Here is a 17,906-nt window from a genome sequence, read left to right as displayed (position 1 = left end):
CTGAATTTCTTAAAATTAAAACCTTACTTAATCACTTTGCTTTAAAATATAAGTTAATCCTTAAAGCCAATCAGATGGCCTATCAAGAACTGCAAAATTTACAAAGGAGTTCTATGCCTGCGTAAGGTGAGTTATAAATTTTCTTTTGTCTTATTAATTTAGCTTAACATCTACTTAATCACGATAAATAGATTCAATTCTCCCTTTAGAGGGATTTAAGCTACCCGCTTTAAAATTGCTTTAATAATGTGCAAAAAGATAAAGGGAAGACAGGGATTTTAAGGTATCTTCTAAAAGAGCTTTGGTAATTTTCCAATAATTTTTCTTTACGAAGAAGTGAAAATACTGATCTATTTTTTTGCCTTTTATTGATGCTAATTAATGCTTTTTATCTCTCCTTTGTATTGATGTACCTAACGCCCATGAAGAATATGAAAAAAGAGGATAAGGTGCTAGGAGAGAAGAAGATTAAAAGATAGTTAAAAAGGATAGGCATTATTCAGATTACACTGCTTCAGCATTTCAGCAAAAACTAAGGAAAAAACAAAAAATCTTTCACTTAACTCCTCTAAAGCAAATCTTTTAGATCCAATTAAACCTCCTATTTTGCTATGCTTCATTTCTCTACTTTATTAGTTTTCGCCTTTATCTTAAAAAAGGATCTTTGCATTTAAGAGTATGAAGAGTTTTGATGTCCTGCATAGAAGTTTAAATTTACGTCAGCATTATTTACTTGAAGCCTCGGCAGGTACTGGTAAAACCTTTTCCATCGAAAATATTGTAATACGCTTGTTAATTGAAGAAGATCCTGAACTACAAGAGACTTCTCTTCTTGAACAAATCTTAGTGGTTACATTTACACGAGCAGCTACGCGCGAGCTAAAAGCTAGAATTAGAAATAAGATAGAAGATTCCTTATCTCTTCTTCAGAAATCCTCTAAGGAGGAAGCCTGTGATTATTTACAGGCCGTCATGGAACAAGGCGATGCCCAAGTTGAGAAAGCTAAAAGGCGCTTAGAACATGCACTAGCCACTTTTGATCAAGCTCAAATTTATACGATCCACGGTTTTTGCCTGCGCATGTTGACCAACTTTTTATTTGAAAGTGATTTTAGCATGCATAAAGGATCCTTTAAACAAAAATCTTTAACAAAACAAGAAGTTTTTCAATTGATTCGAGACTTCTTCCGTACAGAGATACGGCCCCACATTTTTAGCCCTGTACAATTGCAGATCGTGCTACAAGCCCATGGCAATCGTCTAGAAAAAGTCCAAGAAGCCTTATTAAAATATTTAACAAAGGATTGTGAGATAGCAGCTACTTCTGATTTTTCCTCAGACGTAGAAAAGTTTTGCAACATCATGCGAACTTTAAAAAAAGAAAGAGGATGGCTACCCGAGAAGATGCAAGAAGATGTTGAAAGGCAAATAAGCTTTTATAAAAGCATTAGAAATAAAAGCACAAGCTCTATTTATACTTTTATTGAGTTATTTAGGAAAGATAGTTGGAATGCTGATGATTTTGATCTCCTACTTAAAGAGGGATTATTTATTTGTGAATTTTTTGCCCCCAATAACCTTAATAAAAAGAAATCTCATAGTCTTCCTAAAAATTCTTCGCTACATTACCCTGAGCTAGTTCCAATTCTTACTCAATCGCTCTATCCTCTTGTACAGCAAGCAAAAAGCTATGAATTTATATTTGCCCGCCTAGTTTTCTACTGCCGCCTGCTAATGCACAAATATCTTTCCGAAGAAGAAAAACATCAGGAAAATGATTTACTTAAGCATATGCTTAAAGCCATCAATTCCCCCTCCTTTGCAGGTAAAGTACGTTCTCTTTATCAAGCTGCCATTATCGATGAGTTTCAAGATACCGATCCGGTGCAATGGAAAATTTTTAATAGATTATTTTTAGAAAATTCTACCTGCAAAATTTATTTAGTCGGTGACCCTAAGCAATCTATTTATGCTTTTAGGCAAGCAGATATCTATACCTACCTTTCTGCTGGAAAATCGTTAGGCCTTGCAAATCGAGCTTCTTTAGATACTAACTACCGTTCTCAACCCTCGTTAGTACAAGCTTTGAATGCTTTATTTAAAGCATGCCCTGGATTATTTTCTTTACCTTCCCTAGCTGAAGAAGCCTATTTGGATTATTCTGAAGTCAAATCTTCTCCTCATATCAAGGAAAGAAAATTTTCAGACGAGCAGGGTAGCATTCATTTCTTTCAAGCCCCTAGCGTTTCTAAGTCAACCCAAAGATTCCCTTCAGAAGAATGCGAGGAAAAGTTTTTCTTTCCTTTTATGACGCAAGAAATCACACGTCTGCACAACTTAGACGGCTTCAAATTCAACCAATTTGCTATTTTAATTAAAGATAGATTTCAAGGTCAGCGCTTAGCTTATTATTTTGATCGTCATCATATTCCCTATCATTTACAAAAGCAAACCTCGTTGACAGAATCCATTGCATGGGAGAGTCTTAGAGAATTGTTAGTAGGTATATTAAATCCAAGGAATGAAAACTATGTTAAAATTGCCTTAGGAGGCCCCATATTAGGATGGAATTACAATGAAATTAAAAAATTAGAAGATCCAAATTTTTTAGAGCATATCTTAGCTGAATTTTATGCGTTTAAACGCCATTTATCTCAAGAAGGTTTTTCTACTTTTTTTCAGTGTTTTATGCAATCTACAGGAACTATGGATAGCTTAAGTGTAGCTGAAAGGCTCATGAAAAGAGAAGGCGGGGATATATTTTATGATGAGCTTACTCAAATTGCCTGCTTACTGATGGAGTATCAAAATGAGCACCCTGCAAGCCCTGAGCAGCTGATTGCTTTCTTGGATGAATATAAAAACATGGGGGTAGAGGATGAAGAACGCCTTAAAAAAGTTACTGATCCTAGCCGTGAAGCTATTTCTATTTTAACCACACATAGCAGCAAAGGTCTAGAATATGATATCGTCTTCGCTTATGGAGTGGTAGGCCGCACTCAATCAAGAGATCGTCTGATTCCTCAAAAGGAGGGAACCTCTCATTATCTAGTCCCCTGCTTAGACAAGCATTCTGCCTCCTATACTAAATATTGCGAAGAGATGGATGCAGAGAAGATGCGTCAGCTTTATGTAGCTATGACGCGTGCCAAATACCGCTTGTATGTACCTGTAGCTGTAGGCGATAAGCCCTTAGAAATGGAATGTGGAGGAGCCTCTCCTATGGATATTTTCTTAGCACGCTTAGGACAAAAGAATTGCAGTTATCAAGAGCTTTACAGACGGATCAAAGAGAGTGATGGCTATCAGCTACAAAATTTTATCAAGGCTTATCCAGAGGCCTCCATTACCTATTCACTATTAGAGGAAGCATTTGATGAAGTAACACCTTTAAAAAGTCAAAACATTCCCCCTCTTATGGCCCCTCCTCTTGTGGAGATTCCAGGCGAAAAAAACTTTATTCAATCTTTTACATCTCTTACGCGTTACAAGAAGGCTTTAGCAAGCAGAGATCCTTACTCTTTAGACCTCGCTAATGCAGTGCCTCATAATTTTCAAGCTCCTTGCAAGAATGCACACACTCTTCCCTCTGGAAATGTCACCGGAAAGCTACTACATAAGATTTTAGAAATTATTCCTTTTTCGGTTGTAAATGAAATCTCTTCTGCTAACGATTTAAGAAGCTGGATTCATCCATTAATTCAAGAGACTGATTATCATCCGTGGGAAAAAGTACTTTGCGAGATTACCTATGAAGCCCTACACATAAAAATTAACGAAGATTTTTGTCTTAAAGATATACATCCTTCCTTACTTTATCGTGAGACAGAATTTCTTTATCCTAGTGAAAAAGAAATGTTGGTGGAAGAGCTTCAATGGCATACAGGTTTTTTTAAAGGAGTCATTGACCTAATATTTTTTCATAATCATCATTACTACATTCTTGATTGGAAAAGTAACTGGCTAGGTCCTAACATTGAATCCTATGACCTTGAAAAAATGAAAGCCGCTATGGAACAGCATGATTACTACTTTCAAGCCCATATTTATTGCGAAGCTGTAAAGCGTTACTTAAAACTAGTAGACAAACGACCTTTTGAAGAAATTTTTGGAGGATGCTTTTACATCTTTTTACGCGGGCTTAATGCCAGTGCAGGAAAACCTACAGGCGTCTTAAAAATCTGATCTTAAGAGCAGCTAGATGAGAAATAAAAACTTTTCCCCTTATTTAAATAAAAAATCATGCCATCTTTACAAAACATCAATCTAATAGATAAGCTTAAGAATAATCAAGCACTCCCCTTGGTAGATTGGGCTTTAGCCGATTATTTAATTAAAAGCTATAATGCCTCCGTAGATGCCCTGCCGCTCCTTCTTCATCTCTCTCAATCCGCTCGGGCGGGTCATCTATGTATAAAAGTTTCTGATGCCGAAGTTTTACCTAAACCCCAAGATGTATGGGAAGTGCAAGAGCAGAATAATTTCTCCGCAGAGGAATGGCAAGAATTAGAACGATTAATTAGCCGCAGTACCTACCATATTCCTCCTTCTTTACTCCACCTGATTACAGAAACAGAAGATATAGTTCCTCCAACTCCTTTATGTCGCTTAAATGATCTTTTCTATTTTCAAAAATATTGGCTATACGAACATCGTTGCTTACGAGAATTCCATCAACTTTTAGAACAAAAAGCTTCTCTTGAGCTTGATAAAGCACTTTTCCAAGCTAGCCTTACCCACCTTTTATCTACTAACAACTTACTTCCTGAGCAAGCCCAAGCTATTGCACAACTAGAAAATCAATCATTAACTATTATATGCGGCGGACCTGGAACCGGTAAAACTTATACGGCAGGTTTACTTATTAAGGTATTTTGGAATAGTCTGAATAATACTCAAAAAAATAATTGCCGTATTGCTTTAGCTGCCCCTACTGGAAAAGCTGCCGCGCAGCTACAGAAAAGCTTAAGTAAAGCAGTTAGTGATCTGGTCGGTTTCTCACCCATCAATGCTACCACTATTCACTCTTTACTCGGCCTTAAATCAAAAAGCCTATCTTCTTCCCCCCCTCTCATTAATGCGGATTTATTAGTGATTGATGAATCTTCAATGATTGATATTCGTTTGATGTCTTTACTTTTTCAAGCACTTAAGCCTGGTGCTCGCCTTATCATGCTTGGAGACCCTTATCAATTGCCACCTATCGAAGCAGGCTCTTTTTTTGCAGACATGACCTACATTTGTAAACCTCATCAATTCATTGAACTAAAAAAATGTCTACGCTCAGAGTTAAAAGAAATCATTGACTTAGCCGAGGAGATCAAAAAAGGAGAAAGCCAGGCAGCCTTACACCGCTTACAATCTTCAAGAAAAGCTCTGCACTTTACGAGATTGGGCAAAGATCTGCCAGCTTTTTCTATTCAGCAGCAACTATGGTTAAAGGTAGAGCCTTACCTATCATGGGAGGAATCAAATATTTCCGAACTCTCCATGAACCATTTCCGCATTCTTTCCCCTCTTCGAAAAGGGCCTTTAGGAGTAGATCAATTGAATGCTTTTTTCTACAAAGAAATTTTAAAGAAGACTAAAGCTCATCAACGCATGATTATTCCTATTATCATTACTACTAACGATTCTACAAGAGATCTATATAATGGGGATGTAGGCTTTCTTGTCAGGCAAAAGCCTCACCAACTAGAAGGTCATGTGCAAGCAGGGGACTATGCTCTCTTTGCAGATAAAAAAATACCTGCTCTTTTGCTACCTAATTATGAATATGCTTACTGCTTATCGGTACATAAAAGCCAGGGTAGTGAATTCAATCATTTGATTCTATTGCTGCCGGAAGGTAGTGAGCATTTCGGTCGGGAGCTCATCTATACAGCCATTACCCGCGCACGCCAGCAAATTGAAATCTGGAGCCAGACAGACTCTTTTGAAAAAGCCTTAAATAAATCCACCTCTAGACTTTCAAGATGCTCTAAAAAATAAGGAAAATTTGTTAAAAACTTAAATATTTCAAAAACTTAAAATTTAATTAAAATAGCAGGTATATTTTTTTCTTCTATAGTTTTGGCGGCACTGAAAGGCCAGCCAAGCTTTCCTCAGAAATAAAATTATTTTGGTCAATAGACCAAGCTTTATTTTAAGTTAGCCCCTCTACACTTTTATTTGCAGCTAAAGCTGTCTAACCTTTAATAAGCAATTGCTAAAAGAGTCATCTTTCCCACCTTTTGCTATTGCATCCAATGCCTCTTTTAATAAAAGGAAAAGGCATTCGATGCAATGAGTAAGCTTCCTATTCGACCTATAAAGCAACTTAAAAAGTTAAAGCACTTATTATCGCTAAATAAAAAATTAAAGTTTTAAGCGTTCACTTTTTCCATTTAACTTAAGCTAAAAAAGAGCTTTGCAACCCTAACGATTTCTCTAATTTTCTAGCAAAAAAAGGTGAATTTAAATTTGTTTTTTTTAGATTGATAAGGGGCAATAATTATTTGGTGGGCTTGAACATCTATTTCCATCAAGAGGCTACGCTGATTGCTAAATAAATGAGATAGCAAATGCTCAAGTTCTTTACACAGTTCTGACTGCTTATAGTATTTTTCAGGGATAGCAAGCGTGGCTTTACCGCTCTCTTTAAGATTTAAATGCAAAGGCAGTTCAATCGTTTTACCACTTAATAGGGTTATACAAATGATAGAGTCAGAGCTAAAATTTCTTAAGACCACTTCATCTAACGGTATATTTAAACTCGAGGTAAGCGCCCCTTCATAATCTCCTGGCAAGGCAGCGGATTCAGAAAAAGATTGTAATTTAGAAGCCATGAACTCCTCCTTCGTGTTAAAGTTAAAAGAAAACTCCCTATTGCTTTTTCTTGATGATAGCAAATTTTCAAATCCTATCAGGTTTTTAACATACCTGCTTCGATCCTAGGGAAAAGGTTCTTTTCAAACTCCCGAATGCGGGCGTCCCAGGTATGGTAAGTCATTACAATTTCTCTGCCGTTTTCTGCTACCTGTTGGCGGTGATCTTCGTCAGCTAAATAGTCCACGATCATTTGATTAAGATTGAGCAGACCATGGTATTGATAAAAGGCGATATCTACATCATGGGAAAAGAAATTTTTTAAATAATCATTTTCATTAGTAATGACAAGGGCCCCTGCCGCCAAAGCAGTAAAAATACGCTCATGGGCTCCAAATTTATTTTTGATACTGCTATTGAGTACGATTTTACTTTGTTTCATAATTTCGATACTTTTTTCATAGGTAACAGCATCATGAGTAATGATATTGCTTTGGTTTTTAAAGTAACTTTTCCAATTTACTTTGTCAACACTATGGCCAAATACATGTACAGGCACTGTGTGAATAGCTTTAAGGATATCAATTCGCTCTTTTCCTTTAATATAGAGTTCTACATCTTTTAATAGGCTAATGATATCTACCTCCGCAGTACGTAACTCAGGATGATTATAGTAGGCCCACTGAACCTTTCCCAGGGTAGCTTCAATAAAAGCTAACTGGGGATTTAAAAAAGTTTGCTCTACCGCTTCATACATCGCCTCGCAGACCTGTAAAGGGTATTTAAGGCGCCATTGCTCTCGTCGTGCTTCGTAATCGATGAAAGTGACAAGCATTGATACCTCAAAGATTTTTTCAACCTCAGAATCGGTGGTTAGATCTGATTCTACAGCGTGAGGAACAAAGAACGCCTGATGAAAATTGGTATTTTTAAAAGCGGTCACACTAGAAAAATCATCGCATCCTATAATCACATAGGGAGAAGAAATTTCGCTTAAAAAATGATAAAAAGGATCGACAATTAAGCTCAGGTAAGGCTTTTTGAGGATATTGCTATAAGGTATTTGATCATGACGAGGTACCCCATTAAATCCTACGATTAAGTCCGGTGGATCTAAAAGCATGATTTTTAAAGCTTCTGTAGCATCTTCAAAAAACCTAGCTTCATAGCCAGCTCTTATCCAGGCTTCATACAGCTTTTTCGTAAAATGATGAAGCACCCTATATTGGCTGCCATAAGGTGTTATTAAATCGACTTTTTTGACCATACATCCTGCTTTGCTAGGTTGATCCTCGAAATTTGTAAAGTAAGTGGTAACTTTAATAAATTCTTAGACTGCTGGTTCCCGGTAGGCTTAAATTTCTGCAACTTTACCGCTCAGCTTTCCTATCCTCTATTCTATTTATAAAAGAGAAGCCCAAAAGTAATTCACTTGTCCATGCCACTCCGCTCGATTTTTCTTAAGTGCTAAAAAGCTATATTAAAAAGCTTTTCTAAAAAGCTCTTGTACGTAAATATTTTATAAATCAGGATCCACTGCCATCGTCTAGAGTTGCTAAGAGCTTTTTAAAAATTTACTCTACCTCATCATTCAAAGGCTTTTTAAAGGTTACAGCTAAGCCCTTAGCGGCTTTCTCCATAAACTTATAAAGCTAACCCACCTAACGGGAGGTTGAGTTCATAATAGTTCGGACAAAAAACATCCCCACCTTGCCTTTCTTATCCGCTTTTAACTGAGCCATAATCTGTAGATAATTCAATCAGCTCCACAGCCATGAGTACACTACTTACTGTTGATCCATGATTTGCATAAAGGGCTTGTACGTTAAGAACTCTCTGGGCAAGAGTTGTTGTTATATGAGCAGCTTTATTCATAGCTTTGCAGATAGCTTACAGCTATTTTCAAGGCTCTTAAAGTCGGCAGAAACTTTCTAGCTACTGCAGGAAGAGAGCCTGACGGCAGCAAAAGAATACTTAAGGTCCTTAATAATTTTTAAATTAAATAAGAGTTATTTTATTTTCGTTAGCTTTCCTCCTTCTTTTTCACAACGCTTTATCTTTAGCTATAAGATAGGGAGGCAAGCTAGCAATAAACTTGCTTAAATGATTACAGGGATTCCTAAAAATTTTAAGGAAAAGATGGGAAATAACAGGACTAAAGCCTTACATAGGAATCCAATTCTTGCGCGCTGCTAGTGTTTTTGCTTTTCTCTCTTTTGCTATTCCGCTCGCTTTTAGCATATGCCCTGCTTGAAGAGTTTTAGCTTTTTTAGCATAAATTTTTAAAACATCATGTACCTTTTTCTCGAGTTGATCTCTTTGCAGCTGGATTTTTTGCCACATTTCCGGGGAGAAATTACTAGGATTATCTAGATAATTCCTAACTTGATGGGTTGAAAGTCCTGCATTTCCATAAATTTCATGCATTCTAGATTGAATATCTTCTTGCATTCTATACATTTTATTTAGCATTTCATTAATTTCAGGATCTCCATGCAGCTGTAAAATTTCATCTGTTTTAAGAAAATCAACCTCTTCCGTAGGGAGTATCTGCCTTTTTTCATGCCCAGATTCATGGTTTTTTGATACCAATCTTGTAGTAGAATCTTTAACTGCTTCAAAAATGTTTTTAGCTTTTTTGTCATCCATAGAGACATTTTCCTAATAATTGAGATAAATAGAAGGTCTATTTTCTTAATATCAAAAAAATTTTTAGACGTAAACAAGACTATAAATAATTAGTGGTTCGATTACAAAAAGACAAATCAAGAGATTGAGCATAAACGACTTAACTTATATAAAAGTCTATCTATTCTTCTCTTTTAAGCTCGCAAAATCCCAATCCAAACTATTTGGGAAATCTCCCTTTACACTATACCTTTTAGGAGCTATACTATTTTAATACTATCTTTAAAAAATAAATTTTTTAACAATTTTAACTAATAAGGGGCTATCTACCATGGGTTATCTGGAGGAATTTCAGGCACTGATTAATCATCGAAACTTTGCCAAGTTCTTACAACTTTGGGAAGAATATTGCACCTGCGATATTGTGGAGGTAGAGGAGCTAGATTATTTGTTAAAATTAATAAAAACATCAGATTTTGCCGCTCCTTTTGGAAAAGTCGTTGAAACGGCTCTACCTCTCTGGGAAAAAATTGAGGAACCTACAGGAAAATATCAGATTATCAAGCTTCTTATCGATCTGCAGACAACTCATACGCCCCGCTTAGCAGAGATTGCTCTAGAACAAATCAACCAGCGCTATCAGAACGATCCATTGCTGAATGAAAGATTAAAATTAGTGGGTCTACGTACTAAAGAAAATTTTCAATCAGCTCTTGCTAATTATGATTTACTTGCCCATATGGCTAAGGGTAAGTTTGTATTCCATACAGGGGGATGGGGTACAGGAGAAATTGTAGACCTTTCTGCTCTTAGAGAGCAGGTAACGATAGAGTTTGAAAATGTAACCGGCCGTAAACACCTTACCTATGCTAATGCTTTCAAGACCTTAATCCCTTTAGAGGATAATAAATTTCTTGCCCGCCGTTTTTCTAATCCAGATCAACTTGAACAAGAAGCCAAAGAAAATCCAGTAGAGGTAATCAAACTCCTTCTTCGTGATCTAGGACCCAAAAATGCGGCAGAAATAAAAGAAGAACTTTGCGAGTTGGTGATTCCTGAAAATGAATGGGCCAAATGGTGGCAAGGAACCCGTAATAAAATAAAAAAAGATCCCCTGATAGAAAGTCCCTCCCAACTTAAAGAACCGTTCCGTCTAAGAAAAGCCGAGCTCACGGCTGATGAAAGAATGGACAAAGCTTTGCAAAATATTAGCAGCATTAATGAATTTATTCAGTCTTCTTATAATTTTGTCCGTGACCTGCCCAATGCGCGTAAAAATCAAGAAACCAAAAACACCTTAAAGGATAAGCTATTAGATCTTTTATCAGATCCCACGATAGCTCCCGAACAAGAACTACAGATCTATGTGTTTTTAGAGAGCATGTTTGCTCATCAGGTAGAGGGAAAAACAGCAGAAAGCTTAATTAAAATTTTCAAAGATGTCCCTCAAATTATCAATAATATCGAAATTCAGGCCTTAAGAAAACGAGTGTTAAGCCTTGTTAAAGATTTTCGCCCTGATTGGCCAGAAATATTCTTACAGGTGTTGTTTTCCAATCAGCAAAGCCCCATAAGGGATTATATTCTCAAAGAGCTCAACCAAGGCGAAACCAAGGGGTTACTAAAAGAGAAACTTTCTCAGATGCTTAATCACCCCTTTGAGTCCCCTGAAACATTTGTATGGTATTTCCAAAAGATAGCTAATAAGGAAGATACGACTCTTCCCTTCCATGATAAGGAAGGCTTGACTCAGTTTTTTGAAGCCTTCCTTGTTCTTCTAAGCCATCTAGAGAGTAAAGTAGAATATCGTGATTTAGTAAAGAAAATTTACAATATGATTATTAATAAGCGATATGCCTTAGTCCGCTTTATTCTGGAAGGTACTTCCTTAGAGTTCATCAAAGAATTCCTTCTTCTAGTATCAAAATGTCAAACTTTTACCGACCATGATAATAAAATTTTACGTTCGTTAGCTGAGGTGGTGCATCCTACCCTAGCAGAAGCTAAACATAAGAAAAAACATTGGGATGATAATGTCATTTGGACTACAGAAGAGGGATACATGCGTATCCAAGAAAGGATCAGACAAATTGGCACCGTAGAGATGGTAGAAAATGCCCGCGAAGTAGAAGCAGCTAGAGCATTAGGAGATTTACGAGAAAACTCTGAGTATAAATTTGCCGTCGAAAGAAGAGGACGTCTGCAAGGGGAGCTTAAAGTTCTATCAGATCAGCTTAAGCTTGCTCGCATCATTACTAAAGAAGATATTCTTCAAAACGAAGTGGGCATAGGAAGCGTAGTGGAGGTCGTAGATAGCGCCGGAAATCAAACGGTGTATAAGATTTTAGGACCCTGGGACGCTAATCCTGAAGAGCATATTCTTTCTTTTCAGTCCAAATATGCCCAAGCTATGCTAGGCTGCAAGGCAGGAGAGGCTTTTAAATTTAGAGACGAGAATTATTCTATCGCAAAAATTAGTAGTTTTTTAGGAGATTAAATGGAGCTTATTCTCGCCACTCAGAATGTCCATAAAATTCGTGAATTGCGAGACATGTTAAAATCTTATAAGGAAGTGGCACACTTAGATATTATATCTCTTCTTAATTTTCCAGATTATGCAGCCCTCCCGGAAGAAGGATCTTCTTTTAAAGAAAATGTTGAAAGAAAAGCCTTGCATGCTGCTAAAAAACTAGGCAAATGGGTGTTAGCAGATGACTCGGGACTGGTGATACCTGCCTTAAAGGGAGCGCCAGGAATCTATTCGGCCCGTTATTCAGGCTTAGAGGCAACCGATGGTGAAAATCGCCAAAAGCTTTTAGCCGAAATGCAGGGCTTAGAAGATATTGAACGAACAGGTTACTTTGAATGCTGGCTTTCCTTAGCTTCTGCCGAAGGGATAAAAAAAAGCGTGCATGCCACCTGTGAAGGACTCATTATCAATCAAGAGCGTGGACGTCATGGCTTTGGTTATGATGCTCTCTTTATTAAACATGATTATGACAAAACTTTTGCTGAGCTTGATGAACAGACCAAAAATAGGATTTCTCATCGCCGTAAAGCAATTGAAAAATTAATCCCTTCTCTTGAAATGCTCAAAGATTGCTGATAAGGAGTATGCACTATTTCATTGATGGCTATAATTTAATGTTTCGCGTGTTAAAAGCCGAGAAGGAGCTGCAAACCCACAGAGAAATTATTATCCAAGACTTAAGTAAAAAAATTCATCTGCTTGGCCTCCATGCCACCATCATTTTTGATGCTCATCATCAAGCAGGAGAAAGTTCACGTACACATCTGCAACAACTAGAAATTATTTTTACAAGCGCGGGAGAAACCGCAGATGAACGTATCTTGCAGGAATTAAAACATAGTAAAAATCCTCGGCAAGAAACCATTATTACTTCTGATAAGAAGTTAGCTTGGCTAGCCCGAAGGCGACATGCTAGGACAGAAACTGTTGAAGATTTCTTAGTATGGCTGAATGCTCGCTATCAAAAAAGACTTAAACACTCTAAACAGCAGGCTCCTCTAGAGATTAAGCAAAAACCCCTCCTACGCTTTCCCCCCCAAAAAGCTCTTTTATCTAAGCCTCTTGCTTCAGTAGAAGGGTGCTTCGAATTTTATCTCCAGCAGTTTGAAATCTCTTTTCAATCGATGGTTAATACTCACTCCATCAAAAAAAAAGAAGTGACCCATCAAGCAAAAAGGGATGCTAAGGATTCTAATAGAGAATTAGATAAGGAATTAACAATGATGGAAAGATGGCAAAAAGCATTTGAACGAGATCCAAGCTTAGATGAAATTTAAGCCTCTGAAAATCAATAAAGTTTAAGATCTTTTTTAAGCTTTTGGGCGGGCTTATCATCATATTAATATTGCTTTCTGTAGAATAAATTGGTAAAAGGATTTTTAGATTAACTTTACTTTTTTTATCTTCCCTACCTTTTCTTTTCTTCTTACCTCATTAAATTAAGATAAATTTTGTACTTTATAGGAATTAACAAGGAGAAACCGTGATGTCCTCAGCAGTCAGTACCCCTCAAAATGCTTATCAAAGCCAAATATTCGCTAAAAATTTTTATAAGGAAAAGCTTTTGTACCCTTCTACTAATAAGCATACTATCACCTACACTCATAAAGAAATCAAAAGCCTTAGTTTGTTGCTAACTAATGACTCTCAAGATGACAATAAAAAAATGGGTAAAATCATTAAATCTGTAGCCTCTTTAGCAGAGTGCATCATTCATATTCTCATTCAACAAGCTGAAGAAAGCAAGCAAACAGCTCTTTACTATCAATTCCAGCTAGCTATCAATAAGGAAATCTCTACCCTGGTAACCATTTATTCCCTGCTAGAGGCACGCAAAGTTAATCCCCGGGCTCTTGCTTTGATGCATGTAATTAATACACTTATGCAATCTCTTTTTTTTAATGAACAGATTAAAAATTCCTGGAATACTCTGCTGGGAAATAAGAAAAACTCTTGTAGATCCTCTCTTAATTCTTCTTCTACCAAGCAAGAGCCTGCAGCTTTCACGCCCTTAACGAAAGTAAAAGCTTCATCTTCTGCTGGGACATTTGAAGGGCCTTTTATTAATAATGAATATGCCATTTATGCTCATCCAAAAGTATGTATAGATACGGCCGATCTAGAGTTCAGCGATGATAATGAAAAAGATGAAAAGAAGATGCGCAATATTCAAACGGCAGTAGCTGCGATAGCTATCTCCATCTTATGCTTCGATGATTATCAAAAAGCACATGCCCAGGAAGGGAAAATGATTGCTAAGATCGCCACTTTGCTAAATAAGGAGTTAGCATGGTTAGCCGTCATTTACGGATTGTTAGATAGGCAAGAGAATCATTCCTTACTAATCGAGCAAAAAGTCCAGGCAATGAAAGATGTAGTAGAAACCACCATTGCCTCCCTCTCTACGATTGAGTATGTTAACAAATGGTGGAAAGCCTACCTAGAGAAAAGTAATAGTACCGTCTAAAAATACTCTACTAGCCTCTCCGTACAAAAGCTATTAAGCGACATCCATCATAAGAGTATGCCGCTTAATGAAAAAATATTTAAAAGAAGAGGGATTCTTCTTGCTCAAAAACAAGCTTCATCATACAATTTTTGTTTTGCTTGAGGGGCGTTAGCTCAGTTGGTAGAGCGCTACAATGGCATTGTAGAGGCCAGCGGTTCGACCCCGCTACGCTCCAATTATTCCCTCATCTATCTTCAGTTGTATTCTTCGCAACTTCAATTGACTAGCCCTTAAAAAATTTTGAGCAGATGGGCAATGAAAAAATACAATCGTTTCTATCATTTTAGAAGTTTATCTCTCTTTTAAGAGTAATGCTACTGAAGAAAAGCTAAAATCGCTTTTCCTTAGCAAAAATAATACACTTTTAAGCTCCTCCTTAGGTAGCCCTGTATTTTATAAAATCCTTCTTTTTAAATAAAAAGACATGTTCCAAAGGGTTGGGTATGCAGACTAAGTTTATTAAAGTGTATAAGATTTCTTCTTTCTACGACTTTAAAAATAAAGTAGATCTTCATTAAAATTGCCCCCTCCGGTTAGGAAGCCTTCACTTTTAGTTTTCCCTCTATTTATCCTTTTTGTATAAATTTATTAATCTCTATCTTCACGCCCTGCTAAAGGGTTAGCCTCTTTTATTATGCGCTAAAAAAAGGCTCTTTTTTCCTCATTGACAAACTTTAAAGCCCTTGCTAGGCAAATTCCTTAAATACAAAGATTTTATGAAGTAACAGAATTGCATAGCAATCGGCTTAAAAGCCTAGAGATATTACTTATTGTACTTATCATATAACGATAAGCAAAACAGTGATCTTTTTTCTCCAAACTATCTTCTATCCCCCAATTCCCATCCCTTGCAAAGGAGCTTACCAAATCTTCAAAGAAGAAGATGTGCCGGGCGGTCTTTTACTTGCCGTAATGCCAAGAACTTGATCTGCTGTTTTAATCTTTAAGGTTTTCTATTCAAAGCTCCCATCTTTATTGCCAAAACTATAACGAAGTCGCAAGAAAGATCTTTCCGACACCTATCCTTCCTTTATTAAATATCGTCCATAGATCTTTAAGCTCTTTTCGGTTCACATATCGTAACGTTGCGGATTTCCCTGGCGCGGAATGCTATTAATAAGTACATCTACAAGGTTACTCCATTGACGTGCTTGCACATAAGGTAAAATTTCGTTTACATTCACTCCGACATTGTCGGCAAAATCAGAAGTAAATTGGATCAGATTATCTTTGTCAAGCTCTTCATTTAAACTGCTTTTCATTCCATCATAGTAATTGCTCCACACATACCCACCTTTTTTACGAATAGCATGTAGGCCTGCTTTAAGCTCTTCATCATTAAATATGCATTGTAAAAATCGAAAAGGATGAAGATGGTTGATCTTATCTCCTGCTCTTTCTAAGGAGGATTTTTCTCTTGCCAGTTGGGCTAAATTGTATTTGGCTAATGAACGAATGACATAACGAATGTTATTTTTTTCCTCTGTAGTGACAGGGGTAGAATAGTTACGGAGCACTTTATGTTTACTTTTATTCACACATATTTCTGGTATCCCGATAGTGTAATTAAAAGATAGCTCTGGGCTATCCTCTAAGCTATTAAAATATGATCCTGCCATCTCCTGGGCTATATCTAGCTCAGCTAGTTGAGCTTGGATTCCTTCTATGACTTCAAGGAAAGGAATATTTTCATCTACCTGGATAATAAAGTTACTACCGTCACGAGCTGCCACTCTCATATCTAGCGCAGGTAGATAGGAAAAATAAGACAAAGAGAAAACAAAAAAAGTTAGAAAGCCCATTGAAAAGCCTTTCTTTAAGAGTTTTCTCTTATTTAACCTTTTCTGGGCTAGAAGAAAGGCTTTGCCTCTTTTTGTTAAATAGCGGAAAAATCTAATGCATGTAATCATAATTTCCATCTTTACCTTTTTTTAAGTGGGTATTATTAAATTTAAACCTTATCCACTGGCTCTTAAATAAGATAGAGGACAAGGTTATAAGGAACTTTTTGATCATCCTAATTTCTATTCTATTCATACTATCTAGAACCGTCTCTTTTATTCCCATCAGCTCTATGCACTGATACTAGCAGGTAGAAAACCTCCTAACATATTGCAGAAAATGATTAAGAAACGGGGGCACGATCGGCAAAAAAACTTTTAATCGTTCTGGAATAGGATGAACATTTAGAACATATATAAGCAGCGAAAATCAAAGCCATAATTGTTCATCTTAGTTTCTGCAAAATCAAAGGGAAAATCGGGGTGTCCTCCATAATGTCTATACTCATAAAAGGGTACCATAGATAAAGCTAGCTTATCTGCCCAGCCATTTAATCTATAAATAAAAGGTAATTCAAAACGATACTGAATTTTGTGTCCTAGACTAATCGTGCTGTCTTTTTGATGGGGATCAGGGTCATCGCTGATCTTACATTTGCTAGTAAAAAGGAAACGTGTTTTAAAGTTGATGCCTATCACCCACGAAGGATGAGGATAAAAGTGAGAAAGAAACCCTACGGTAAAATAATCGTAAGAAATGCGCATTTTATGAATTACGGGGGAGGGTTTAAGAAATTTGTTGGTTTCACACAAGTATCCATATCCTAGGTAAGGTACAAATGTGGGCATCCAGCTTCTTTTCATTTGAAAAGTGTAGCCTATACGCCCTTCAACATTTCCCTCTCTATAAGATGATCTAAGCTTATGGCCTTTTGCACTGCGCCCTTGTAGCTTTCCCCCTGCATACAAGGCATTTAAGCCCCCATAGAGGCGACAGCGCTTAATCCTATCATAGCCTGCCTGAACTCCATAGATAAAGTTATGTTGATTAGAGCTTCCTGTATTAAATGAGCGTTCTCTACGAATATGATAAAAGGTTGGGCTTATGTAAAATTGATGAGGCGATAAAGGAGATGTTTGCTCATAGGCAGCCTCTCTTTCCCTCTTATAAGAATTTATTGTGCCATCTATAGAGCTAGAGACACTGTCTGCTTTCTCCAAGCTCTTTGTAGGGCTGTTTAGACAGTGGGATGTAAGGTCAGTGCTTGCACAACGGTTACCGCTACAATTATCTGCTTGCGCAGCTGCTTGGAATAATAAAAAGGCTATTACTCCTGTTAGCGTTCTTTTAATAATCATAGTCATAATGAATTACCAAATTTTGATGAAAATGCATGTTATGTCAAAGCCCTGCTTAATCTGTCAATAAGCTTCTTAAGAATTTTGGCAAAAAATAGGCCTTGTTGCGTAAATGACCTAATAGTTGGTCTGTTTAAAAGCTTATCAAGTTAGTACCCATTGTCCTTGGGGCATTCCAAGTGCTGTCATCTTGTTCATCGCCAAAGATTTAGCATATAATTCTGCCCGCTGATAGTCTAGCTTCCTAGAGCGAAAATCTCCTCCAAAGCTTCTTTTAAAGCGGTACATTGCC

General features: G+C 36.9%; 11 protein-coding genes and 1 tRNA gene. 7 read left to right on the top strand and 5 right to left on the bottom strand.

Going from position 1 to position 17,906, the window contains the following annotated elements:
* Positions 1–678 precede the first annotated feature (678 nt).
* Entirely contained in the window at positions 679–4,185 is a 3,507-nt protein-coding gene (locus NEOC84_RS05175) for a UvrD-helicase domain-containing protein (protein ID WP_166156180.1), read from the top strand.
* A gap of 57 nt (positions 4,186–4,242) precedes the next feature.
* Positions 4,243–5,991, top strand: a complete 1,749-nt coding sequence (gene recD / locus NEOC84_RS05170) for an exodeoxyribonuclease V subunit alpha (protein WP_166156177.1) — start codon at positions 4,243–4,245, stop codon at positions 5,989–5,991.
* A gap of 446 nt (positions 5,992–6,437) precedes the next feature.
* Here the strand turns inward: recD and NEOC84_RS05165 are convergent, their stop codons facing one another.
* The 3 genes from NEOC84_RS05165 to NEOC84_RS05155 form a co-directional block, all read right to left on the bottom strand.
* Positions 6,438–6,827, bottom strand: coding sequence for a hypothetical protein (locus tag NEOC84_RS05165; RefSeq protein WP_166156174.1), 390 nt, complete (start codon positions 6,825–6,827; stop codon positions 6,438–6,440).
* Positions 6,828–6,904: 77 nt separating this feature from the next.
* Positions 6,905–8,074 carry a glycosyltransferase gene (locus tag NEOC84_RS05160; RefSeq protein ID WP_166156171.1) on the bottom strand — a complete coding sequence of 390 codons (1,170 nt, stop codon included), beginning with the start codon at positions 8,072–8,074 and terminating at the stop codon, positions 6,905–6,907.
* 896 nt (positions 8,075–8,970) lie between these two features.
* Positions 8,971–9,456, bottom strand: a complete 486-nt coding sequence (locus tag NEOC84_RS05155; RefSeq protein ID WP_166156168.1) for a hypothetical protein — start codon at positions 9,454–9,456, stop codon at positions 8,971–8,973.
* A gap of 310 nt (positions 9,457–9,766) precedes the next feature.
* Between NEOC84_RS05155 and NEOC84_RS05150 the strand changes: the two genes are divergently transcribed.
* The 5 genes from NEOC84_RS05150 to NEOC84_RS05130 all read left to right on the top strand — a co-directional run bounded on the left by NEOC84_RS05150 (position 9,767) and on the right by NEOC84_RS05130 (position 14,649).
* Entirely contained in the window at positions 9,767–11,932 is a 2,166-nt protein-coding gene (locus tag NEOC84_RS05150; protein ID WP_166156165.1) for a GreA/GreB family elongation factor, read from the top strand.
* Positions 11,933–12,541, top strand: a complete 609-nt coding sequence (gene rdgB, locus NEOC84_RS05145) for an RdgB/HAM1 family non-canonical purine NTP pyrophosphatase (RefSeq protein WP_166156161.1) — start codon at positions 11,933–11,935, stop codon at positions 12,539–12,541.
* An 8-nt stretch (positions 12,542–12,549) separates the two neighbouring features.
* Positions 12,550–13,242 carry an NYN domain-containing protein gene (locus tag NEOC84_RS05140; protein ID WP_166156158.1) on the top strand — a complete coding sequence of 231 codons (693 nt, stop codon included), beginning with the start codon at positions 12,550–12,552 and terminating at the stop codon, positions 13,240–13,242.
* A gap of 206 nt (positions 13,243–13,448) precedes the next feature.
* Positions 13,449–14,432, top strand: a complete 984-nt coding sequence (locus NEOC84_RS05135) for a hypothetical protein (RefSeq protein ID WP_166156155.1) — start codon at positions 13,449–13,451, stop codon at positions 14,430–14,432.
* A 144-nt stretch (positions 14,433–14,576) separates the two neighbouring features.
* Positions 14,577–14,649, top strand: a tRNA-Ala gene (locus tag NEOC84_RS05130).
* 895 nt (positions 14,650–15,544) lie between these two features.
* Here NEOC84_RS05130 and NEOC84_RS05125 read toward each other — a convergent pair.
* Both NEOC84_RS05125 and NEOC84_RS05120 read right to left on the bottom strand, forming a co-directional pair.
* Complete coding sequence (locus NEOC84_RS05125; protein ID WP_166156152.1) at positions 15,545–16,276, bottom strand: hypothetical protein; 732 nt, start codon at positions 16,274–16,276, stop codon at positions 15,545–15,547.
* A 384-nt stretch (positions 16,277–16,660) separates the two neighbouring features.
* On the bottom strand, positions 16,661–17,620 hold the full coding sequence (locus tag NEOC84_RS05120; protein ID WP_166156149.1) for a hypothetical protein: 960 nt from the start codon (positions 17,618–17,620) through the stop codon (positions 16,661–16,663).
* Positions 17,621–17,906 lie beyond the last annotated feature (286 nt).

This window comes from Neochlamydia sp. AcF84 (assembly GCF_011087585.1).
In the GTDB taxonomy this organism is placed as follows: domain Bacteria; phylum Chlamydiota; class Chlamydiia; order Chlamydiales; family Parachlamydiaceae; genus Neochlamydia.
Note: the sequence above shows the minus strand (reverse complement) of the source record. Positions and strands in the feature narration are given on the sequence as shown.